The organism is Kitasatospora sp. NPDC088861, from assembly GCF_044750105.1.
In the GTDB taxonomy this organism is placed as follows: domain Bacteria; phylum Actinomycetota; class Actinomycetes; order Streptomycetales; family Streptomycetaceae; genus Kitasatospora.
The window spans coordinates 150,626-168,626 of sequence record NZ_JBIVJF010000003.1 but is presented as its reverse complement, the minus strand read 5'-3'; the positions used below and the strand labels follow the sequence as shown (position 1 = coordinate 168,626).

General features: G+C 71.5%; 19 protein-coding genes. 9 read left to right on the top strand and 10 right to left on the bottom strand.

What is annotated here, in order from left to right; genetic code table 11:
- Window positions 1-50: 50 nt before the first annotated feature.
- The 5 genes from ppdK to ACIP37_RS07535 form a co-directional block, all read right to left on the bottom strand.
- On the bottom strand, window positions 51-2,759 hold the full coding sequence (ppdK, locus tag ACIP37_RS07555) for a pyruvate, phosphate dikinase (RefSeq protein ID WP_363586332.1): 2,709 nt from the start codon (window positions 2,757-2,759) through the stop codon (window positions 51-53).
- A gap of 563 nt (window positions 2,760-3,322) precedes the next feature.
- Window positions 3,323-4,492 (bottom strand): tRNA dihydrouridine synthase DusB, encoded by a 1,170-nt coding sequence (gene dusB, locus ACIP37_RS07550; RefSeq protein WP_363586333.1) that lies wholly within the window; start codon window positions 4,490-4,492, stop codon window positions 3,323-3,325.
- 107 nt (window positions 4,493-4,599) lie between these two features.
- The gene (locus tag ACIP37_RS07545) at window positions 4,600-5,388 is read right to left on the bottom strand and encodes a DUF4097 family beta strand repeat-containing protein (protein WP_363620328.1); all 789 of its coding nucleotides are present in this window, start codon (window positions 5,386-5,388) and stop codon (window positions 4,600-4,602) included.
- Between the two features lie 2 nt (window positions 5,389-5,390).
- Window positions 5,391-6,035: a response regulator transcription factor gene (locus tag ACIP37_RS07540; protein WP_363620326.1), complete on the bottom strand. Its 645-nt coding sequence runs from the start codon at window positions 6,033-6,035 to the stop codon at window positions 5,391-5,393.
- Entirely contained in the window at window positions 6,023-7,249 is a 1,227-nt protein-coding gene (locus tag ACIP37_RS07535) for a sensor histidine kinase (protein WP_363629240.1), read from the bottom strand. Before ACIP37_RS07535 ends, ACIP37_RS07540 begins: the two co-directional genes overlap by 13 nt.
- 135 nt (window positions 7,250-7,384) lie before the next feature.
- Here ACIP37_RS07535 and ACIP37_RS07530 point away from each other — a divergent pair, with 135 nt between their 5' ends.
- Window positions 7,385-8,011: a hypothetical protein gene (locus ACIP37_RS07530; protein WP_400805408.1), complete on the top strand. Its 627-nt coding sequence runs from the start codon at window positions 7,385-7,387 to the stop codon at window positions 8,009-8,011.
- Window positions 8,008-8,394: a hypothetical protein gene (locus ACIP37_RS07525; protein WP_363586338.1), complete on the top strand. Its 387-nt coding sequence runs from the start codon at window positions 8,008-8,010 to the stop codon at window positions 8,392-8,394. The genes ACIP37_RS07530 and ACIP37_RS07525 overlap by 4 nt, the downstream gene beginning before the upstream one ends.
- 16 nt (window positions 8,395-8,410) lie before the next feature.
- Here the strand turns inward: ACIP37_RS07525 and ACIP37_RS07520 are convergent, their stop codons facing one another.
- Window positions 8,411-9,322 (bottom strand): helix-turn-helix transcriptional regulator, encoded by a 912-nt coding sequence (locus ACIP37_RS07520; protein ID WP_363629236.1) that lies wholly within the window; start codon window positions 9,320-9,322, stop codon window positions 8,411-8,413.
- A 102-nt stretch (window positions 9,323-9,424) separates the two neighbouring features.
- Here ACIP37_RS07520 and ACIP37_RS07515 point away from each other — a divergent pair, with 102 nt between their 5' ends.
- Window positions 9,425-10,894, top strand: a complete 1,470-nt coding sequence (locus tag ACIP37_RS07515; protein ID WP_400332398.1) for an MFS transporter — start codon at window positions 9,425-9,427, stop codon at window positions 10,892-10,894.
- 220 nt (window positions 10,895-11,114) lie between these two features.
- Here the strand turns inward: ACIP37_RS07515 and ACIP37_RS07510 are convergent, their stop codons facing one another.
- Together ACIP37_RS07510 and ACIP37_RS07505 are read right to left on the bottom strand one after the other, a co-directional pair.
- Window positions 11,115-11,705: an alpha/beta hydrolase gene (locus tag ACIP37_RS07510; RefSeq protein WP_363586340.1), complete on the bottom strand. Its 591-nt coding sequence runs from the start codon at window positions 11,703-11,705 to the stop codon at window positions 11,115-11,117.
- Between the two features lie 38 nt (window positions 11,706-11,743).
- A complete protein-coding gene (locus ACIP37_RS07505) occupies window positions 11,744-12,673 on the bottom strand; it encodes a phosphatidylinositol-specific phospholipase C (RefSeq protein WP_400805406.1) in 930 nt (309 codons plus the stop codon).
- Between the two features lie 206 nt (window positions 12,674-12,879).
- On the opposite strand from ACIP37_RS07505, the gene ACIP37_RS07500 reads away from it, so the two are divergent.
- A complete protein-coding gene (locus ACIP37_RS07500; RefSeq protein WP_363629230.1) occupies window positions 12,880-13,113 on the top strand; it encodes a hypothetical protein in 234 nt (77 codons plus the stop codon).
- 3 nt (window positions 13,114-13,116) lie between these two features.
- On the opposite strand, the gene ACIP37_RS07495 is transcribed toward ACIP37_RS07500, so the two are convergent.
- Window positions 13,117-13,584, bottom strand: a complete 468-nt coding sequence (locus ACIP37_RS07495; protein WP_363620312.1) for an NUDIX domain-containing protein — start codon at window positions 13,582-13,584, stop codon at window positions 13,117-13,119.
- The gene (locus ACIP37_RS07490) at window positions 13,571-14,134 is read right to left on the bottom strand and encodes a DUF5919 domain-containing protein (RefSeq protein WP_400805404.1); all 564 of its coding nucleotides are present in this window, start codon (window positions 14,132-14,134) and stop codon (window positions 13,571-13,573) included. The genes ACIP37_RS07495 and ACIP37_RS07490 overlap by 14 nt, the downstream gene beginning before the upstream one ends.
- 397 nt (window positions 14,135-14,531) lie before the next feature.
- Here ACIP37_RS07490 and ACIP37_RS07485 point away from each other — a divergent pair, with 397 nt between their 5' ends.
- From ACIP37_RS07485 to ACIP37_RS07465, 5 genes are all read left to right on the top strand, one after another.
- Window positions 14,532-14,909 carry a hypothetical protein gene (locus tag ACIP37_RS07485; RefSeq protein WP_400471018.1) on the top strand — a complete coding sequence of 126 codons (378 nt, stop codon included), beginning with the start codon at window positions 14,532-14,534 and terminating at the stop codon, window positions 14,907-14,909.
- A 172-nt stretch (window positions 14,910-15,081) separates the two neighbouring features.
- A complete protein-coding gene (locus ACIP37_RS07480) occupies window positions 15,082-15,315 on the top strand; it encodes a hypothetical protein (RefSeq protein ID WP_400805403.1) in 234 nt (77 codons plus the stop codon).
- Entirely contained in the window at window positions 15,312-16,385 is a 1,074-nt protein-coding gene (locus ACIP37_RS07475; RefSeq protein ID WP_400805401.1) for a methyltransferase, read from the top strand. The genes ACIP37_RS07480 and ACIP37_RS07475 overlap by 4 nt, the downstream gene beginning before the upstream one ends.
- 107 nt (window positions 16,386-16,492) lie before the next feature.
- The gene (locus ACIP37_RS07470) at window positions 16,493-17,194 is read left to right on the top strand and encodes a hypothetical protein (RefSeq protein ID WP_363620303.1); all 702 of its coding nucleotides are present in this window, start codon (window positions 16,493-16,495) and stop codon (window positions 17,192-17,194) included.
- A gap of 59 nt (window positions 17,195-17,253) precedes the next feature.
- The gene (locus ACIP37_RS07465; RefSeq protein ID WP_400805400.1) at window positions 17,254-17,832 is read left to right on the top strand and encodes an NADAR family protein; all 579 of its coding nucleotides are present in this window, start codon (window positions 17,254-17,256) and stop codon (window positions 17,830-17,832) included.
- Window positions 17,833-18,001: the final 169 nt, after the last annotated feature.

Sequence of the window (18,001 nt, the reverse complement as noted above, 5' to 3'; positions counted from 1 at the left end):
GGGAAGCGGTCAGTCCGGCCCGCGGCCGAGGAGGGGATGCCTACCCTCTCTCAGCGCGGGTCGCTGCCCGCCGTCTCGATGGCGGCGCGGCCTGCCTCCAGGCGCGCCACCGGGATCCGGAAGGGGGAGCAGGAGACGTAGTCCAGCCCCACCTCGTGGAAGAAGTGGACCGAGTCCGGGTCGCCGCCGTGCTCGCCGCAGACGCCGAGCTTGAGGTCGGGGCGGGTGGCCCGGCCGGCCTCGACGGCGTGCTTGACGAGCGCGCCGACGCCGTCGCGGTCGATGGTCTCGAACGGGGAGACCCCGAAGATGCCCTTCTCCAGGTACGCGGTGAAGAACGAGGCCTCCACGTCGTCCCGGGAGAAGCCCCACACGGTCTGGGTGAGGTCGTTGGTGCCGAAGGAGAAGAACTCGGCGGCCTCGGCGATCTGACCGGCGGTGACCGCGGCGCGCGGCAGCTCGATCATGGTGCCGAGCTTGATGTCCAGCTGCACGCCGGTGGACTGGGCGACCTCGGCGAGCACGCGCTCGCACTCGTCGCGGACCAGCTCCAGCTCCTGGACGGTGCCGACCAGCGGGATCATCACCTCGGGGCGCGGGTCCCCGCCGGCCAGCCGGCGCTCGGCGGCGGCCTCGGCGATGGCGCGGACCTGCATGCCGAACAGGCCGGGGATGACCAGGCCGAGGCGGACGCCGCGCAGGCCCAGCATCGGGTTCTGCTCGTGCAGCTTGTGCACCGCCTGGAGCAGGCGCAGATCGTTCTCGTTCGGGTCCTTGCGGGCCTCGGCGAGGGCGACGCGCACCGACAGTTCGGTGATGTCCGGCAGGAACTCGTGCAGCGGCGGGTCGAGCAGCCGGACGGTGACGGGCAGGCCGTCCATGGCCTGGAAGAGCTCCAGGAAGTCGCCCTTCTGCAGCGGCAGCAGGGTGGAGAGGGCGAGTTCGCGGTCCTTGTCGTTGTCCGCCAGGATCAGGTGCTCGACCTCCTTGCGGCGCTCCTCGCCGAGGAACATGTGCTCGGTGCGGCACAGGCCGATGCCCTGGGCGCCGTAGCGGCGGGCGCGCCCGCCGTCCTCGGCGTTGTCGGCGTTGGCGCGCACGGCGAGCCGGCGGCGGACGTCGGCGTGCGCCATCAGCCGGTGGACGGCCTGGACGAGCCCGCCCTGGACGTCGGCGCCGGCGTGCAGGGTGCCCTCGAAGTACTCGACGACGGGGGACGGCAGGACGGGGACCTCGCCGAGGTAGACCTTGCCGGTGGCGCCGTCGATGGAGACGACGTCGCCCTCCTCCAGCACCAGGCCGCCGGCGGTGGTCATCCGGCGGCGCTTGGTGTCGACCTCCAGCTCCTCGGCGCCGCAGACGCAGGTCTTGCCCATGCCGCGGGCGACGACGGCGGCGTGCGAGGTCTTGCCGCCGCGTGAGGTGAGGATGCCCTCGGCGGCGATCATGCCGTCCAGGTCGTCCGGGTTGGTCTCGCGGCGGACCAGGATGACCTTCTCGCCGGAACGGGACCACTTGACGGCGGTGTAGGAGTCGAACACGATCTTGCCGATGGCGGCGCCGGGCGAGGCGGCGAGGCCCCAGGCGATCTGCTGGGACTCGGCGTTCGGGGCGAAGCGCGGGAACATCAGCTGCGAGAGCTGGCCGCCGGTGACCCGCATGAGGGCCTCGTCCAGGTCGATCAGGCCCTGGTCGACCAGCTGGACGGCGATCCGGAAGGCCGCGGCGGCGGTGCGCTTGCCGACGCGGGTCTGCAGCATCCAGAGCTTGCCGCGCTCGATGGTGAACTCGATGTCGCAGAGGTCGCGGTAGTGGTTCTCGAGCGTCTGCATGATCGTCATCAGCTCGTCGTACGACTTCTTGTCGAGCTTCTCCAGCTCGGCCAGCGGCAGGGTGTTGCGGATGCCGGCGACGACGTCCTCGCCCTGGGCGTTGGACAGGTAGTCGCCGTAGACGCCCTGGGCACCGGTGGAGGGGTCGCGGGTGAAGGCGACACCGGTGCCGGAGTCCTCGCCGAGGTTGCCGAAGACCATGCTGCAGACGTTGACCGCGGTGCCGAGGTCGTTCGGGATGCGCTCCTGCCGGCGGTACAGGCGGGCGCGGTCGCCGTTCCAGGAGTGGAAGACGGCGTGGATGGCGAGGTCCATCTGCGCGCGCGGGTCCTGCGGGAAGGCCCGGCCGGTCTCGCGCTCGACGATGCCCTTGAACACCTCGACGAGCGCCCGGAGGTCGGAAGCGTCCAGGTCCAGGTCGTTGGCGGTGCCCTTGGCGTGCTTGGCCTCGTCCAGGGCCTCCTCGAACAGCTCGCCGTCGACGCCCAGCACGGTCTTGCCGAACATCTGGACCAGGCGGCGGTAGGAGTCCCAGGCGAAGCGCTCGTTGCCGGACTGGGCGACGAGACCGACCACCGAGGCGTCCGAGAGGCCGATGTTCAGGACGGTGTCCATCATGCCGGGCATGGAGAACTTCGCGCCCGAGCGCACCGACACCAGCAGCGGGTTGTCGGGCTGGCCGAGCTTCTTGCCCATCTCCTGCTCGAGCGCGTCCAGGTGGGCGCTGATCTCCTGGTGCAGCGAGGCCGGCTCGCTGCCGGTCTCCAGGAAGACCTTGCAGGCCTCGGTGGTGATGGTGAACCCCGGAGGGACGGGGAGGCCAAGGTTGGTCATCTCGGCCAGGTTCGCGCCCTTGCCGCCGAGAAGGTCCTTGAGGTCCTTGTTTCCTTCAGTGAAGGAGTAAACAAACTTCTGCTGGGACGGCACGGGTCGGTCTCCTCGTACGCGGTTGCCCTGACGCCGGAGAACATACCCATTTCGAAGGTTCTTCTCTGCCCCGAATGGGCCGTACGAGGCCGGTACCCGGGGGTAACCCGATAGATCGAATGCACATAAAGGCGTTCACCTCTGTTGGTGAAATCGTCCGGATGACGCTAGCCAACCTTCAAGTCTTGAACGAATAGAACACGAAGATCGCATGATTCGGACGCTGGGTAGCGGTCGCGGGTCGCCCGCGTTGCCCCGGCTTGATTTCCTGCACTCGGATCGGCCGATCACCGGCCCACCGGCTTCGGGAAGCGATTCACAGTCGACCTGTCCATTTCGTCCACTGACCCGCCGCCAGGCGCCACCGCATGTGGCAAGCGTCACCAGCGCATCTCACCGGTCGAACGTAGTCCGCCTCCGCCGATCGTCGCACTCCGTCCAGAAACGTGCCCGTTCCGTGACATCGGATCGCCGAAAAGGAGCCCTCCTGTCCAGGTTGGACAAGAGGGCTGGGACCGAGTGGCGATGGGCCCCAGGGGGCCGATTTCGCCATTATGGACAGGTCATCCGCCAGAGGTGTCCGATTCGGCATCCGCCCCCGGTCGGGCGCAGTCGTACGGATCGTCCAACCAGCCCTCGGGCAGCACCACCCGGTTGTTGCCGGCGGTACGCCCGCGCGGCCCGTCCGCACCCGCCGGCCAGGCCTGGGACTGCTCCACCAGGGCGAGGGTTCCGGCCAGCTCGACCAGGGAGGAGGAGTTGGCGAGCTTCACCCGCAGCTCCGAGCCGACCGAGAAGCCCTTGGTGTACCAGGCGACGTGCTTGCGGAAGTCGATCACGCCGCGAGCCTCGTCCCCGATCCACTCGCCGAGCAGCTGCGCGTGCCGCACCATGGCCCGCGCCACGTAGCCGAAGTCCGGACGGGCGTAGTCGACCTCGCCCTCGAAGATCGAGACCAGGTCCCTGAACAGCCACGGCCGGCCCAGGCAGCCGCGGCCCACCACGACGCCGTCGCAGCCGGTCTCCCGCATCATCCGCAGCGCGTCGTCCGCCGACCAGATGTCCCCGTTGCCCAGCACCGGGACGTGCGCCGGAACGGACTCGCGCAGCCGGGCGATCGCCGACCAGTCGGCCGTCCCGCCGTAGTGCTGGGCGGCGGTGCGCCCGTGCAGGGCGATCGCGGCCACGCCCTCCTCGGCGCCGATCCGGCCGGCGTCCAGGTAGGTGAGGTGGTCGTCGTCGATGCCCTTGCGCATCTTCATGGTGACCGGCAGGTCGCCCGCGTTGGCCACGGCCTCGCGCAGGATCTCGCGCAGCAGGTTGCGCTTGTACGGCAGCGCCGAGCCGCCGCCCTTGCGGGTCACCTTGGGGACGGGGCAGCCGAAGTTGAGGTCGATGTGGTCGGCCAGGCCCTCGTCCGCGATCATCCGGGCGGCCTTGCCGACCGTCACCGGGTCCACGCCGTACAGCTGGATCGAGCGCGGCTTCTCGCTGGCGTCGAACTTGATCAGCTGCATGGTCTTGGCGTTGCGCTCGACCAGGGCCCGGGTGGTGATCATCTCGGAGACGTACAGGCCCTTGCCGCCGCTCTGCTCGCGGCAGAGCGTGCGGAACGGCGCGTTGGTGATGCCGGCCATCGGCGCCAGCACGACGGGCGGCCACACCCGGATCGGGCCGATGTCCAGCGGCGCGAACTCGGCGTCGGGCGCGGTGGGTGCGGGCGTGGCAGTCATGCGCGGCTGACCTCGGGGCAGGGGAACGGGACTCTCCATTGTCCCCCACTCGGGTCAGCCCCTGTTTCCGGGCCGCTCCGGGCCTCCCCAGGGCCCTCCGGGCCTCTCTAGGCCGGGTCGATCGTGATCGAGCCCGAGGTGACCGAGCCGTGGATCCGGTTCGGACTGGCCGGGTCCGCCAGGCTCGGGTCGATGTGGCGGCTGCCGCTGCCGACCTCGCCGCTGAAGGCGTAGTGGGAGTCCTGCGGCAGGGCCAGCTTCACCGAGCCCGACCCGCTCCTGGTGTCCACCGACCGCGGCGCCCTGGAGAAGGCCAGGTCGACCGCCCCCGAGGTGGTCTCCGCGTACACCTGCTCCGAGCTCAGGCCGGTGCCCTGCACCATCCCGGAGGTGGCGTGCGCGTACACCTGTCCGGACGTGCCGGTCAGTTTCAGCTCGCCCGAGGTGAGGTCCATCCGGACGCCGCCGCTCAGGCCGTCCACCTCGACGCTGCCCGAACTCACCTGCCCCGACACGTCGGTACCGGCCGGCACCTCCAGCTCGATCTGGGCACCGCAGCCGAAGTCGGCGAACGGCAGGAACTTCCGGCACTCCATGCCGACCGTGAGCACGTCACCGTCGAAGGTGGTCGACACCGACGGCTTGCGCACCATCCAGTCCAGGTTCTGCCGGACCACCACCCGGCCGTCGCGGCCCGCCCTGATCCGCACCGAGGCGCTGCCGGTGTCCAGCCGGAGCTTGTGGATGACGACGTTGTACGGCTGCGTCGAGGTCGTCTGCTGCTGCACCACCATCGCCCAGGTCTGCATCCCGGCGCCGATCATGACGACCGCGATCGCGAGCGTGCCGGTGGTCCGCCAGGCCTTCCGCCCCCACGCCTTCGTCGGTCCGCCCACGGCTACCCGACCTCCAGGAACCGCAGCACCGCCAGCACCCGGCGGTGGCTGTCGTCGGCCGGCGGCAGGTCGAGCTTGGTGAAGATCGAGTTGATGTGCTTGGCCACCGCGCTGTCGCTGACCACCAGGGCGGCCGCGATCGCGGCGTTGGAGCGGCCCTCCGCCATCAGGCCGAGCACGTCCCGCTCGCGCGGGGTCAGCTTCTCCAGCGGGTCCCGGTGGCGGCGCACCAGCAGCTGGGCCACCACCTCCGGGTCCAGCGCGGTGCCGCCCGCAGCGACCCGCTGCAGCGCCTCCACGAAGTCGTCCACGTTGGCCACCCGCTGCTTGAGCAGGTAGCCGACGCCGCTGGTGTTGGTGGCCAGCAGGTCGGCGGCGTAGCGCTCCTCCACGTACTGGGAGAGCAGCAGCACGGCGACCTCCGGCCACTGCCGGCGGATCATCAGCGCGGCCTTCACACCCTCGTCGGTGAAGCCCGGAGGCATCCGGACGTCCGCCACCACCACCTTCGGGCGGTGCTCCTCGACGGCCGCCAGCAACTCGGTGGCGTCCCCGACGGCGGCGGCGACCTCGAAGCCCACCGCCTCCAGGACCTTGACCAGGCCGACCCTCAGCAGGACCGAGTCCTCGGCGATCACAGCGCGCACGGCAACTCCACGGTGATGGTGGTGGGGCCCCCGAGGGGGCTGAGAACGGACAGTGTGCCGTCGACCGAGGCGGCGCGCTTGCGCAGGCCGGTCAGCCCGGTGCCGCGCGAGGCGTCCGCGCCGCCCACGCCGTCGTCGCTGATGACCAGGCGCAGCCGGCCGCCGACCGTCCGCACCGAGAGGTCGACCCGCTGGGCGCGGGCGTGCTTGGCCACGTTGGTCAGGGCCTCGGAGACGGTGAAGTAGGCGACCGCCTCGACGGTCGGGGCGACCGGCTCGGCGAGGTGGACGTCCAGGCGCACCGGCAGCGGGGCGCGGGCCGCGATGCCGGACAGCGCCGCGTCCAGGCCGCGGTCCTCCAGGACCGCCGGGTGCAGACCGCGGACCAGGTCGCGCAGCTCGTCGATGGCCGCCTGCGCCTCCTCGTGCGCGTCCACGATCACCTGCATGACCTCGGGCGGGACGTCCTTGAGGGTGCGCCGGGCCAGGCCCAGGTTCATCGCGAGGGAGGTCAGGCGCTGCTGGGCACCGTCGTGCAGGTCCCGCTCGATCCGGCGGCGCTCGGCGTCCACCACGTCGACCAGCCCGGCCCGGCTCTCGGCGATCTCCTCGACCCGCCGCTCCAGCGCCTCCGCCCGGTTGGGGCCGAGCAGCAACTGGGCCGTGCGCACCTCCAGCCAGGCCGCCAGCGCCGCCAGCCAGGGCATCACGGCCAGCAGCAGCACCCCGGCGACCGTGATCACCACGTCCAGCCCGGCCAGCTCCGAGCGCAGCGGGCTGCCGACGGGCATCAGCCAGACCCAGCCGTACACGCTCGCCATCACCACGCCGGCGCCCCAGGCGTACAGCACCACCAGCGCGCCCGCCGCCAGCAGCGGGCCGGCCAGCAGGTGGTGGACGCTCTGGCGCCAGGTCAGCCCCAGCAGCAGCCGGCCCGGCAGCCAGGCCCACGGCTCGCCCGGGCGCGGCGGCGACACCTCCACCCCGCGCAGGGCGCGCAGCCGGCCGCGCTGGGCGGCGGTGAGCGGGCGCGTGCAGATGAGGACCAGGGCCGTCATCGGGAAGAGCAGCTTGGACTCGGTGACGGCCAGCCAGACCGGCAGGGCCATCGGGAGGCCGGCGGCTATGAAGCGGGTGTCCCGCCAGGCCTCGGGCGACCACGGGTGGCGCCGAAGGCTCCTGACGAGCGCTCGGCGCAACGTGGTGGAGGGCATGACCGACAGCGTAGGGCGCGATGATCAACGGCCACCATGAAGGGGGGCTCACGGTCGGGGTGTATCTAGGTACACCCCGGATTCGGAGCACGGCACCACCGACAGCGGCCCATGATCGACGGGAAGCTGGACGGCATGACGAGCACCGCATCGCACTCCGCCACCCCGCCGCCCCGGCGGCCCGTCCCCGGGAGCCACGGGGGTGTTCCCGGGGACGCGCTCCGCCGGACGGCGGGGCCGGAGGGGACGCTGCCGGTCGGGGCCGGGCCCTGGTCGGTCCGCAGCCTGGTCGGCCGCCGCGGCCGGGCCGCGCTGGAGGTGTACCAGGACGGCGAGTTGGCCGATGTCCTGGTCGCCGCCCGGCTCACCCCACAGCTGCTGCGCGGTGCTCGGCGCAGCCCGGCGGGCGGGCGGGCGCACCACGTGCTCGCCTGGGGCCGGCTGGCGGCCGACGGGGGTGCGCCCGCGGTGGCGTTCACCGCCGGGCGGCTGGCCGGGCCGCTCCGGTCCGTGCGGTCGTTCCCGTCCGTGCGGTCGCTCGGGTCCGTGCGGTCGCTCTGGTCGGCCGGGCCGTTCCGGTTCGAGCGACCGGCCGTCGGCGCCGAGGTGGTCACGGTCGCCGGGCGGTTCTGGCTCGCCTGGGCCGAGGGCCCGTACACCGGGGTGCTGGTCCGGCACCCCGGCGGGGACACCACCGAGCGGCAGCCGCTGGAGCGGGTGCGGCGCCGGGGCGAGGCCGCAGTCGTCGGAGGGGCCGCATGAGCACCGCCGTCCTCGCCGGCCGCCCGGCCGCCGCCCTCGTCCTGCCCGCCCGCTTCGAGCGGGTGCCGGTCGTGGCCGCCGTCGCGCTGCTGCCCTGGCTCGCGGTCCTCGCCGCCTGCCACGAGACCCCGTGGGTGGTGCTCGACCTGCTGGAGTTCTCCGCGCTGCTCTCGCTCGACGCCCTGCTGCGCCGGCGCAGCGCCGCCGCCGGCTGGGCCGGCGGAGCGGTGGCCCTGCTGCTCGCGGGGGACGCGCTGGCCGACATCGCCTGCGCCGGCCCGGGCCACGCGGTGCTCGCCGCCCTGGTGATGGCGCTCGGCGTCGAACTGCCGCTCGCGGTGGTGTGCGTGCTGCTCGGGCGTGCCGTCCTCACCCCCCGCTAGAAGCCGTCGGGCAGGGCTAGAAGCTGCTGGGCAACCGGTTCATCAGCGCGCGGGTCTCCTCGTCCAACGGGGTGTACGTGATCATCCGCGTCCCGAGTCGGGGGCCGAGCCAGAAGCTGGTGTACTCGCAGCGCAGCAGCCCGACGCCCGGCACCTGGAACCGCTTGATCCCGTTGCTCGGCCCCATCACCTCGTGCCGCTGCCAGACCTCCGCGAAGTCCGGCGAGGTCTTGAGCAGCCGGGCCAGCAGTGCCTTCCAGGCGGGCTCCGCGCTGTGGTCGGCCATCGCGGCACGGAACCGGGCCACCATGCCGAGGCGTTCGGTCCGGTAGTCGATCAGCACCTCACGGAACCGCGAGGGGGTGAACGCCATCCACATCAAGTTGCGGTCCTCGGGCGGAAGTTCGTTGAGATCGCCGACGATCGCGGTGTACTGGGCGTTGTACGCGAGCACGTCGTAGCGGGGGTTGACGGCCACGGCCGGGTACGGCGCCATCTGCTCCAGCACCAGCCGCACGCTCTGGGTGACCGAGGGGCACTCCTTCACCGGCGCCGGATCCTCCGCGCCGGCCAGGGTGAACAGGTGCGCGCGCTCGCTCGGGTCCAGCAGCAGGGCGCGGGAGACCGCGTCCAGCACCTGGGTGGACACCTGGATGTCGCGCCCCTGCTCCAACCACGTGTACCAGGTCACCCCGACGGCGGCGAGCTGCGCGACCTCCTCGCGGCGCAGCCCCGGCGTGCGGCGGCGGCCGGTCGGGGGCAGGCCCACCTGGTCGGGCGCGATCCGCTCGCGGCGGCTGCGCAGGAAGGCCGCCAGGTCGTGCCGGCGGGCGTCGTCGGGGGTGGTCCGGGCTTGCGTCGCCGGGGTGGTCCGGGCTTGCGCGACCGAGGCGGACCGGGCTTGCGCGGCCGGGGTGGTGAGGCTCATGGTTCCTAGCATGCGCCAGCCCGGAGCCTGTTGCCAGGTACTTCTTATACCTGGATAACCACACTCTGGTACCAGGGTACGGCCAGGCGGATCGTAGGACCCGTGACCCAACAACTCGCCGTCGCCCCCGACCCGGTCCGCACCGCCACCACCCCCGGCGCCGCGACCGCGACCGCCGCCCGCACCGCTGCCCCCTCCCTCGGCACCGCCGGGCTGGTCACCGTCCTGCTCGGGGCCTTCCTGCCGATGCTCGACTTCTTCATCGTCAACGTCGCGCTCCCCACCATCGACCACGACCTGGCCGCCGGGCCCGCCGTCCTCGAACTCGTCGCCGCCGGCTACGGCATCGCCTTCGCCGTCCTGCTCGTCCTCGGCGGGCGCCTCGGCGACATCTTCGGCCGCCGCCGGCTCTTCGTCGTCGGCGCCGCCACCTTCGCCCTCACCTCGCTCGCCTGCGGCCTCGCCCCCGGCGCCTGGACGCTGGTCGCCGCCCGCGCCGCCCAGGGCGCCTCCGCCGCGCTGCTGATCCCGCAGGTCCTCGGCACCATCACCGCCGCCACCGACGGCGCCCGGCGCGGCCGCGCCCTCAGCATCTACGGCGCCGTCGGCGGCATCTCCGTGGTGATCGGGCAGGTGCTCGGCGGCATGCTCGTCGCCGCCGACCTGTTCGGCACCGGCTGGCGCTCCGTCTTCCTGCTCAACGTGCCGTTCGCGCTGCTCGCCCTGGTCCTCGCCGTCCGCTACGTCCCGGAGAGCCGGGCCACCCAGGCCGCCCGGGTCGACGTGCCCGGCACCGTCCTGCTCACCGCCTCGCTGCTCGCCCTGCTCGTCCCGCTGATGGAGGGCCGCGCCGCCGGCTGGCCGCTCTGGTCCTGGGTGCTGCTCGGGCTGTTCCCCGTCCTCGCCGCCGCCTTCGTCCTGGTCGAACGCCGGGCGGAGCGGCGCGGCGCCACCCCGCTGGTGCCGCCGTCCCTGCTGCGCATCCCCGAGATGCGGCGCGGCCTCGGCATCGCCCTGCCCTACTTCGCCGGCTTCGGCGGCTTCATGTTCGTCATCGCCGTCGCCCTCCAGCAGGGCCTGCACCTCGGTCCGGTCGCGGCCGGCTGGGCGCTCGTCCCGATGGCCGTCGGCTACTTCACCGCCTCGCTCTCCGGCCCCCGCCTGATCGGCCGCTACGGCAGCCGGGTACTGAGCGCGGGCGCCGTCATCCAGGCCGCCGGCCTGGCCACCCTCGCCGTCACCGTCCTCGCCGACTGGTCGCACTTCTCCCCGCTGCGGATGGCGCCCGGCGTCGCCCTCGCCGGCATCGGACAGGGCCTGATCGGCACCCCGCTGTTCCGCGTCGTCCTCGCCAAGGTGCCCGCCGCCCGGGCCGGCGTCGGCAGCGGCGTCCTGGCCACCGGCCAGCAGTCCAGCCTCGCCCTCGGCGTCGCCACCCTCGGTACCCTCTACCTGTCGCTCTCCCCCAGCCTCGGCATGGACCGCGCCCTCGCCCTCTGCCTGGGCCTCCAGCTCATCGGCTCCTTCGTCATCCTGTACCTGACCACCCGCCTCCCCCGCTCCATCGGCTGAGCCGACCGGCCCCACGGGCCACGGCGACGGCAGCGGCCCCGCGATCGACACCCGATCGCGGGGCCGCCGCCACGTCGCGCCAAGGTCCTGCACCGCCCGGACACCGGCGGACCCGCCCTCACCTGCGACACCCCGGCCAGCACCACCGACGCCGAAGAGCAACCCGCCGCCTGGGCCGCCCACCCCGGTTCGGCGTCCGCCGACCGGCTCCGGGCGCTCTCTAGACGTCGAGCGAGCCGACGAAGCGGTCCAGCCGCGAGACGACCTGCCGCAGCACCCCGGCCGACCCCACGGGATCATCCGCCAGCTCAAGAGAGTGATCCGCCGAGGGTACTTCCAGGACCTCGTGCCCCACCGACCCGGCGACCTGTCGATCCCACAGTTGGTCGGCGCTCCCGCCGACCAGGAGCGTCGGCGCTTCGGATCGGCGCAGCGAGCGGGCCACCTGGTCGAGGGTCAGGACGGGCGTCAGCCAGGCCGCCGCCATCCCCCGATCGGCTGCGATGCCACAGGCGAGCGAGCCCAAGGACTTGCCGACCAGGAGACCGCAGGCCCCCTCCTCCGCGGCGACGGCCCGGCCGACCTGCCGCTCGACCCATGCGATCCGGTCGTCCACGGTGAACCGGGAGAAGTCGCCCGGGACCTGCCACCACAACTCCTGCACCGTCCAGCCGTGTTGGAGGAGCACGGCGCGGGCGAAGTGGAGCAGCGGCCTGGCGGGCGAGTAACCGACTCCGGGAATGACGAGTGCGACACGGGCAGGGTCACCGTCGAAGCGATTCGGGACCGCGAAGGGTGAGGGATCAGGCATGCCGGCAGGCTACCCAGCGGTCGGGTCGGCGGCCCCGGTCAGCGGCCGATGAAGTTCTTGTCGATGAGCAGTTGCAGGACGTCGGTGTGGAAGTCGGGGAAGTCCATCGGGACGATGCCGAAGTGGGCGGCCTGTTGGCGGCGGGCGTTCAGGTAGTCGCGGACGGGGGGCATGATGGCGGCCGCGTTGACCTTGGGCCAGCCGCCGTTGGCGTAGCTCGTGAAGTTCACGTACATCCGCGGGGAGCCCTGGTCGAGGAAGGCATGGTCGAACCAGTCGACGACGGCCTGGGACTTGGCGGCGAGGCTGATGCCCTGGAAGGTGTCCTGGGTCGCGAACCAGGTGTTGGTGCCACTGGACCACTGGATGACCGACCACGGGTTGGCGAAGTCGGCGGCGAGGACGACGCGGCCGCGGGCCTGGCCGAGGGTGGGCCACGAGGGGTCGGTCCAGAACAGGCCCCGGTAGCCGAGGTCGTCCAGGTAGTGGTTGATCCGGCGCTGGAACTCGGTGTCGTCGAGCCGGTTCCCGCCCGCGTACTCGTTCCTGACCCGCATGACCAGGGCCTCGCGCGGGTTGGCGGCGAGGAAGGAGCGGCACTGGTCGAGGACGTCCTGGAGCCGGACGTACTGGTAGTTGTCGCTGTGGTAGATGCCGAGTTCGTCGGCCGTCCCCGCGAGTCCGTTGCAGCGGATGTCGAGGAAGCGGATGCCGCGCTGGAGTTGCTCGGGCAGGCCCCAGTTCTGGGTGTGGGACCACTCGGTGCCGTGCATCGGGTCGGTGCAGCAGGAGTCGTGGGTGCCGGGGATCGTCAGGGCGGTCAGCGGCGTGGCGTCGCCCAGGGCGCTCATCCAGGCGGACGGGATGACGGTGGCGGCGGCGGCAGACGGGCTGAACGCGGCGGCGGCCAGGAGGGCGCCACCGGCACCGGCTCCCCAGCGCAGGACGTCACGACGGGTGGGGCTCATGAGTGCTCCTCACATCGGCTTCCGGAAGGGGGAGTTGTCATGCCCCCTTCCCGATCTGCTCGATGGGACGGGCCCCGAAACCCGTGGCGCGCGGCACGAGAAGTCGACCTGGTCGACTTCTCGTGCGGCGGGTCAGGTGGAACTGACCCTTCCGTGGAGATGGTTCGTCATGGGACGATCCAGGACCGGGGGAAAGGTGAGACCTCATGACCTTCGTCATCGCGTTCCTGGTCTCACTCGTGACCGCCATCATCGGCACGACCGTCCTCCTGGGCCGCCGAGAGCGGGCCCGCAGCGGCCACTCGGACGACACCGAAGGGCTGCTGATCGAACACCAGCGAACCGCGCACGCCGCCCAACTGCGCGGGACCTACTCCAGCCAGGCCGTCCACCACGGCACCGGATTGATCAGCGACGACCTGCACAAGCACTACTCCTAGGCCTCAGCGCACGACGGGGGTGCGGCCGCTGCGCCAGTCGGCGAGGCGCTTGCGGATGCTCGGCACCATGGGCAGGCCGTCGGCATCGGCTGGGGAGAACCAGCCGACCTCGAACGACTCGCCGGAGACCCGGAGTTCGCCACCCAGCGGCTCACCGAGCAAGCAAATGGAGAACTCCTGCCGCACCTCGCCGTCGTCATAGGCGAAAACATGGCCAGGGTCGGTGTAGGTGCCCACAATGCCGGTGATGACGACGTCGATACCGGTCTCCTCACGGGTTTCGCGGACGCCGCAGTCCGCGAGGGACTCCCCGAGCTCCATCTTTCCGCCGGGCAAGGCCCACATGCCGTTGTCGGTACGACGCTGAAGGAGTACGCGGCCATCGCCGTCGACCACGACGACAGAGGCCGCCGGCACCAGGCTGTTTGCCTTCGGCGCATGCGGGTCGTTCTCGAAATCACGCCTGGCCATGCGCAGCCACCTCCCAGATGCTTCGACCTCGGCTCCACAACTCTTCGACATGATCCGCGAATCGGTCGAACATGCCATCCGACTGGGTGCGTCGAAGATGGAACATGGGCGAGTCGTGGCCGACCCTGCGGGCAAGGATCGGAGTCACCAGCATCTCGTCATCGAACCGGAAGACAGACAGGTTCACATGCCCGGTCTCGAACCGACCCTCGACGTTCGAGACATCTCGCAATCGCTCCAACTCGCTGATGGTCACAGCGATCCGTGTAGCCAGCGTGAGGGGAACGCCCTCCTCAAACTCACGGGCTCTCGTCACTGGACTGTCAGGATCACCGATGAGGAATCTCACACGACAGCCCCCCTGAGCCTTCCGCCGCAACGCACCGGCAAGGTTCGCCTGCTCAAGCCACAGGAAGTAGTTGGTGTAGCCGGCGAACGTCAACTCACGCTCGGCCTTGGTAATCAGCGATCGCCAGAGCGAGGACGGCGCCGCCGAGCGGTACGGAAATACCTGGACAACCTCTCGGTCAGGGCCAGTCCTAAGGGTCAAGCGGGCAGTAGTAGGCCACAAAGCGACTTCCTCCTCACCTAGCGCCCTACAAGCCGCCCATCGATGCCGAGCATGGGGAGTACGGCCGGGATCGGCGATCCATCGACTGACGGTCTTGGCGTCGACTCCACACGCCTCAGCCAGCTGCGCTTCCGTCATCTTGGCACTGGCCAAGGCGCGCCGAAGACCATGGTTCATATTCCATCTCCGCAGCACATCGGGGACGGGACGAACCATAGCCGCGAAGTGTCCCAAACGTCCCGCAAACACAGTAGGAACGGCCCACGCCAAGGTGGAGCATCGAATCGTGATCGAGTGATGACACAGCGCGATCATTGCCGGTCAGTCGATTGCCATATTTCCGGACAGTCTCGTCACGCAAGGAAATCCGAACGCCATGGCTTCCATGCTCAGAAAAATCACCGCCGAGGACCGCCGCGAGGCCGCCGACGCCCTCGACGACCTCAAGGCGACCCTCGCCTACGCCGGTACCCAACTCCCCTCCCCCGGAATCGACTGGGCGTGCGCCTCCGTCACCGGCATCGTCCTGATCGACCTCGGCGCCGCCCCGACCTCCGTAGTCGTCCAGATCGTCGACGTGCTCCGCGCCGGCGTCCGCGCCCGTCGCGAGCAGGCCGACCAGCAGCCGTGGCACCCCTCCGTCGGTGCGACCGTCACGCTCAACGCGGCGGGCGGCGTGCCCCTCGCCGCCAAAGTCGTGGGTGCGAACGGGAAGTTGGTCACCGTGCGGCTCGACAGCTGGCTCACCCCGTGACGGCCGCCACCCCCACCGCCCCCGACGCCGCTCTCGTCCACGACAGCCGCACCGGGCGACTCGGCGTCGTCATGGACCTCGTCGCCGGCCTCCTCCACCTCCGCCCTCCCCATGGCGGCGTCGAGTGGACGGCCCGACCCGAGGACATCGGCCCGCCGCCCCCGAAGAACTCGTGGCGCTACCGACCCGCCCCCACCCCGCCCTGGTCGCCGCCGCAGCGTTCTCCATCGCGACCGGGGCGGGCGCAGGGGCACTCGCCTCCCGCCCGCTTCGCCACAGCGACCCCGGCATGGCGAACCTCTTCTTCCTCCTCGTACTCTGCGTTGTCACCGTGCTGGTCAACTCCGCACTCAGCAAGGCGATCCAGCACAGACGTACACACCCGCCCCAGGAGGGAGAACCGTGACCCCGGACACCGCAGCCGCGCGCCGAACACTCGCCGACCGGCTTGAGGCGGACGGCGCCCTGACCAGCCCGGCACTGCGCGCCGCCGTGGAGGCCGTGCCCCGGGAGCCGTTCCTGCGGCCCGGGGTGTTCGTGTCCACCGGCAGGCGCCGCTGGCGGCCGGTGACCGAGCGCGGCGCCGATCCGGCGGAGTGGGTCGAACTCGCGCACAGCAATCGGTCGCTGGTCACCCAGCTCAACGGGCATCTGACCGCCGACCAGGTCTCCGCGCCCGTCCGGGGCTTCCCCACCGCCTCCACCACCGCCCCGGCCGCCACCGTCCGCATGATCGACGCCCTGGGCGCCGAGGACGGGCACACCGTGCTGGAGATCGGCGCCGGCACGGGCTACTCGACGGCCCTGCTCCGCCACCTCCTCGGCGAGCGCAACGTCACCACCGCCGAGGGCGACCCCGAGGTCACGCACGACCGGGTGATCGCCACCCACGCGGTGCGCCGCATCCCCCACACCTGGGTGCGGCAGACCAAACCCGGCGGCACGATCCTGGCCACGGTCGGCACCTGGCCCGAGGGCGCCGGCCTGGCCAAGGTCACCGTCCACGCGGACGGCACCGCCGACGGCCGGATCATCGGCCGCTCCGCCCTCCCTCCCGTCCGGCCCGATCGTCCGGTGCCCCCGGTCGGCAACCTCACGGCCCGGGCGGCAACCACCGAGCCGAAGCGACTGGCGCACGTCTCCCCCACCCTCCTCAACAACCCGGCGCCGGCCATTCTCGCCCAACTCTCCTTCCCAGAGTCCAAGTTCACCGTCTCAATCGGGGAGGATCTGGAGTCGATCTACTGCCTGTCCACCCCCGGATCCGTCGCCGAGGTCGCCGACGACACCTACGGCTGGACGGTCCACCAGAGCGGCCCGGTCGCCCTGTGGGACGAGGTCGAGCGCATCCTCACCGCCTGGCAGGAGGCCGGCCGCCCCGACCTCACCGCCGTCCGCCTGCGGATCACCGACCGGGCGACCCACTACTGGGTCGACGGCCACCCCGCCCTCCGCTGGGAGCACACCACTACCTGACGGCTCGACAGAACACTTCCGGGAATGGGGTGATCTCGGGACGGCAGGGCCAACCGATGGAATGCTGTGGCTCGGTCCGACCACCGCAACCACCCGGGGAGTCACCCATGCCACTGTTCGGCAGCCGCAAGAACCTTCCGAGGCCGCTGTGCGACGAGCACGGCCCGTGCCAGGCGCTCGCGACGATCTCGGTCTTCGAGGTCCGGGACCGGCTGCGGCTCCTGATCACCAGGAGCCGCGGCCTGGGGCCCGATCCGATGGCGCGGCAGATCGACGACGAGCTGTCGGTCGTCCTCTGCGTGGACGCCGGCAAGCGGGCCGGCAAGACCGAGGCCCTGTCGATAGCCGAACACGCCGCCGACCAGTGGAGCATCAGCCGGGCCGAGCTGTGGGAGCGGGCCTTCGCGAACCTGGCCACCGAGCAGCTCAACCGGCAGGTCTTCGACGCGTCCAACGGCGACACCATCCACACCGTCAACGGCATGGGGGCCTGGCCCGGAGCCGCCCACGCGCTGCGCCTGGAGAACGCTCTGGGAGGGGGCGTCGAGCTGCCCAACGGGGCCCTGGTCGCCCTGCCGACGAACAACGCGCTCTGCGCCGTGCCGATCCGCACCAGCCTGTCGCTGAACGCCATCCGCTTCCTGATCGACCTGTCGAAGGAGCTCGCGGCCGGCGATCCGGCCCCGCTGACCCCGTCGCTCTTCTGGTACCGGGACGGCTGGATCGAGAACCTCAACGTCGGCTCGGACGGCTTGATGCGCGTGTCGCCCCGCTTCCGGGACATGGCGAACGCCCTACCCGCCAACTGACCCGGCCGGCCACCGAAAACCCGCTGGCCCGACGGCTCCCTTTGCGTCAGAATGACGATATGAGCGAGATGCGCGTGGGGAGCCCTGCCGACGTCCGTAGCCGGGTGGAGCTGGCGGCACTGATGGCCACCGGGGTGCGGCCGAAGTGGCTGATGTTCTGGGGGCACACCGAGCGGAAGGGCGGGGGGACGCGGCAGGAGTGCCTGAGCCAGTGGTGGCCCGGGGAGTTCACCGTCGGCGGGGTGGCGTACGCGTCCGCCGAGCACTGGATGATGGCGGGGAAGGCCCGGATGTTCGGGGACGAGGCCATCGAGCAGCAGGTGCTGGCGGCCCGCACGCCGGCCGAGGCGAAGAAGCTGGGGCGGCTGGTCAAGGGGTTCGACGACGCGGCCTGGACGGCCGGCCGGTTCGAGCTGGTCGTCGAGGGGAACGTCGCGAAGTTCGGCCAGGACGAGGCGCTGCGCGCCTACCTGCTGGGCACCGGCGACCGCGTCCTGGTCGAGGCCAGCCCGGTGGACCGGATCTGGGGCATCGGGCTCGCGGCCGACGACATCCGCGCGGAACGGCCCGACGAGTGGCAGGGGTTGAACCTGCTCGGCTTCGCCCTGATGGAGGCGCGGGCACGACTGGCCGCATGAGGGCGGTCGGCCCGCCGCGGAGCGCGACCGGCGCACTTCCCGCAACGACCGCCGTCTGCGCGCTCCTTGACACCAGCCGCGCACGACTGGACGCGCTCCCTTAACTCCCCCGCCATATAGCGACGCCAGGATGTCCCGCAGTCAGGGGAGAGATGGACGGGGTGGGGCG

Bases quoted from the DNA above. Each gene is read 5' to 3' on its own strand.
- dusB (WP_363586333.1), bottom strand. From the start codon at position 4,492: ATGACTGCCACGCCCGCACCCACCGCGCCCGACGCCGAGTTCGCGCCG.
- ACIP37_RS07535 (WP_363629240.1), bottom strand. From the start codon at position 7,249: ATGCCCTCCACCACGTTGCGCCGAGCGCTCGTCAGGAGCCTTCGGCGC.
- ACIP37_RS07530 (WP_400805408.1), top strand. From the start codon at position 7,385: ATGACGAGCACCGCATCGCACTCCGCCACCCCGCCGCCCCGGCGGCCC.
- ACIP37_RS07525 (WP_363586338.1), top strand. From the start codon at position 8,008: ATGAGCACCGCCGTCCTCGCCGGCCGCCCGGCCGCCGCCCTCGTCCTG.
- ACIP37_RS07520 (WP_363629236.1), bottom strand. From the start codon at position 9,322: ATGAGCCTCACCACCCCGGCCGCGCAAGCCCGGTCCGCCTCGGTCGCG.
- ACIP37_RS07510 (WP_363586340.1), bottom strand. From the start codon at position 11,705: ATGCCTGATCCCTCACCCTTCGCGGTCCCGAATCGCTTCGACGGTGAC.
- ACIP37_RS07505 (WP_400805406.1), bottom strand. From the start codon at position 12,673: ATGAGCCCCACCCGTCGTGACGTCCTGCGCTGGGGAGCCGGTGCCGGT.
- ACIP37_RS07500 (WP_363629230.1), top strand. From the start codon at position 12,880: ATGACCTTCGTCATCGCGTTCCTGGTCTCACTCGTGACCGCCATCATC.
- ACIP37_RS07495 (WP_363620312.1), bottom strand. From the start codon at position 13,584: ATGGCCAGGCGTGATTTCGAGAACGACCCGCATGCGCCGAAGGCAAAC.
- ACIP37_RS07485 (WP_400471018.1), top strand. From the start codon at position 14,532: ATGGCTTCCATGCTCAGAAAAATCACCGCCGAGGACCGCCGCGAGGCC.
- ACIP37_RS07470 (WP_363620303.1), top strand. From the start codon at position 16,493: ATGCCACTGTTCGGCAGCCGCAAGAACCTTCCGAGGCCGCTGTGCGAC.
- ACIP37_RS07465 (WP_400805400.1), top strand. From the start codon at position 17,254: ATGAGCGAGATGCGCGTGGGGAGCCCTGCCGACGTCCGTAGCCGGGTG.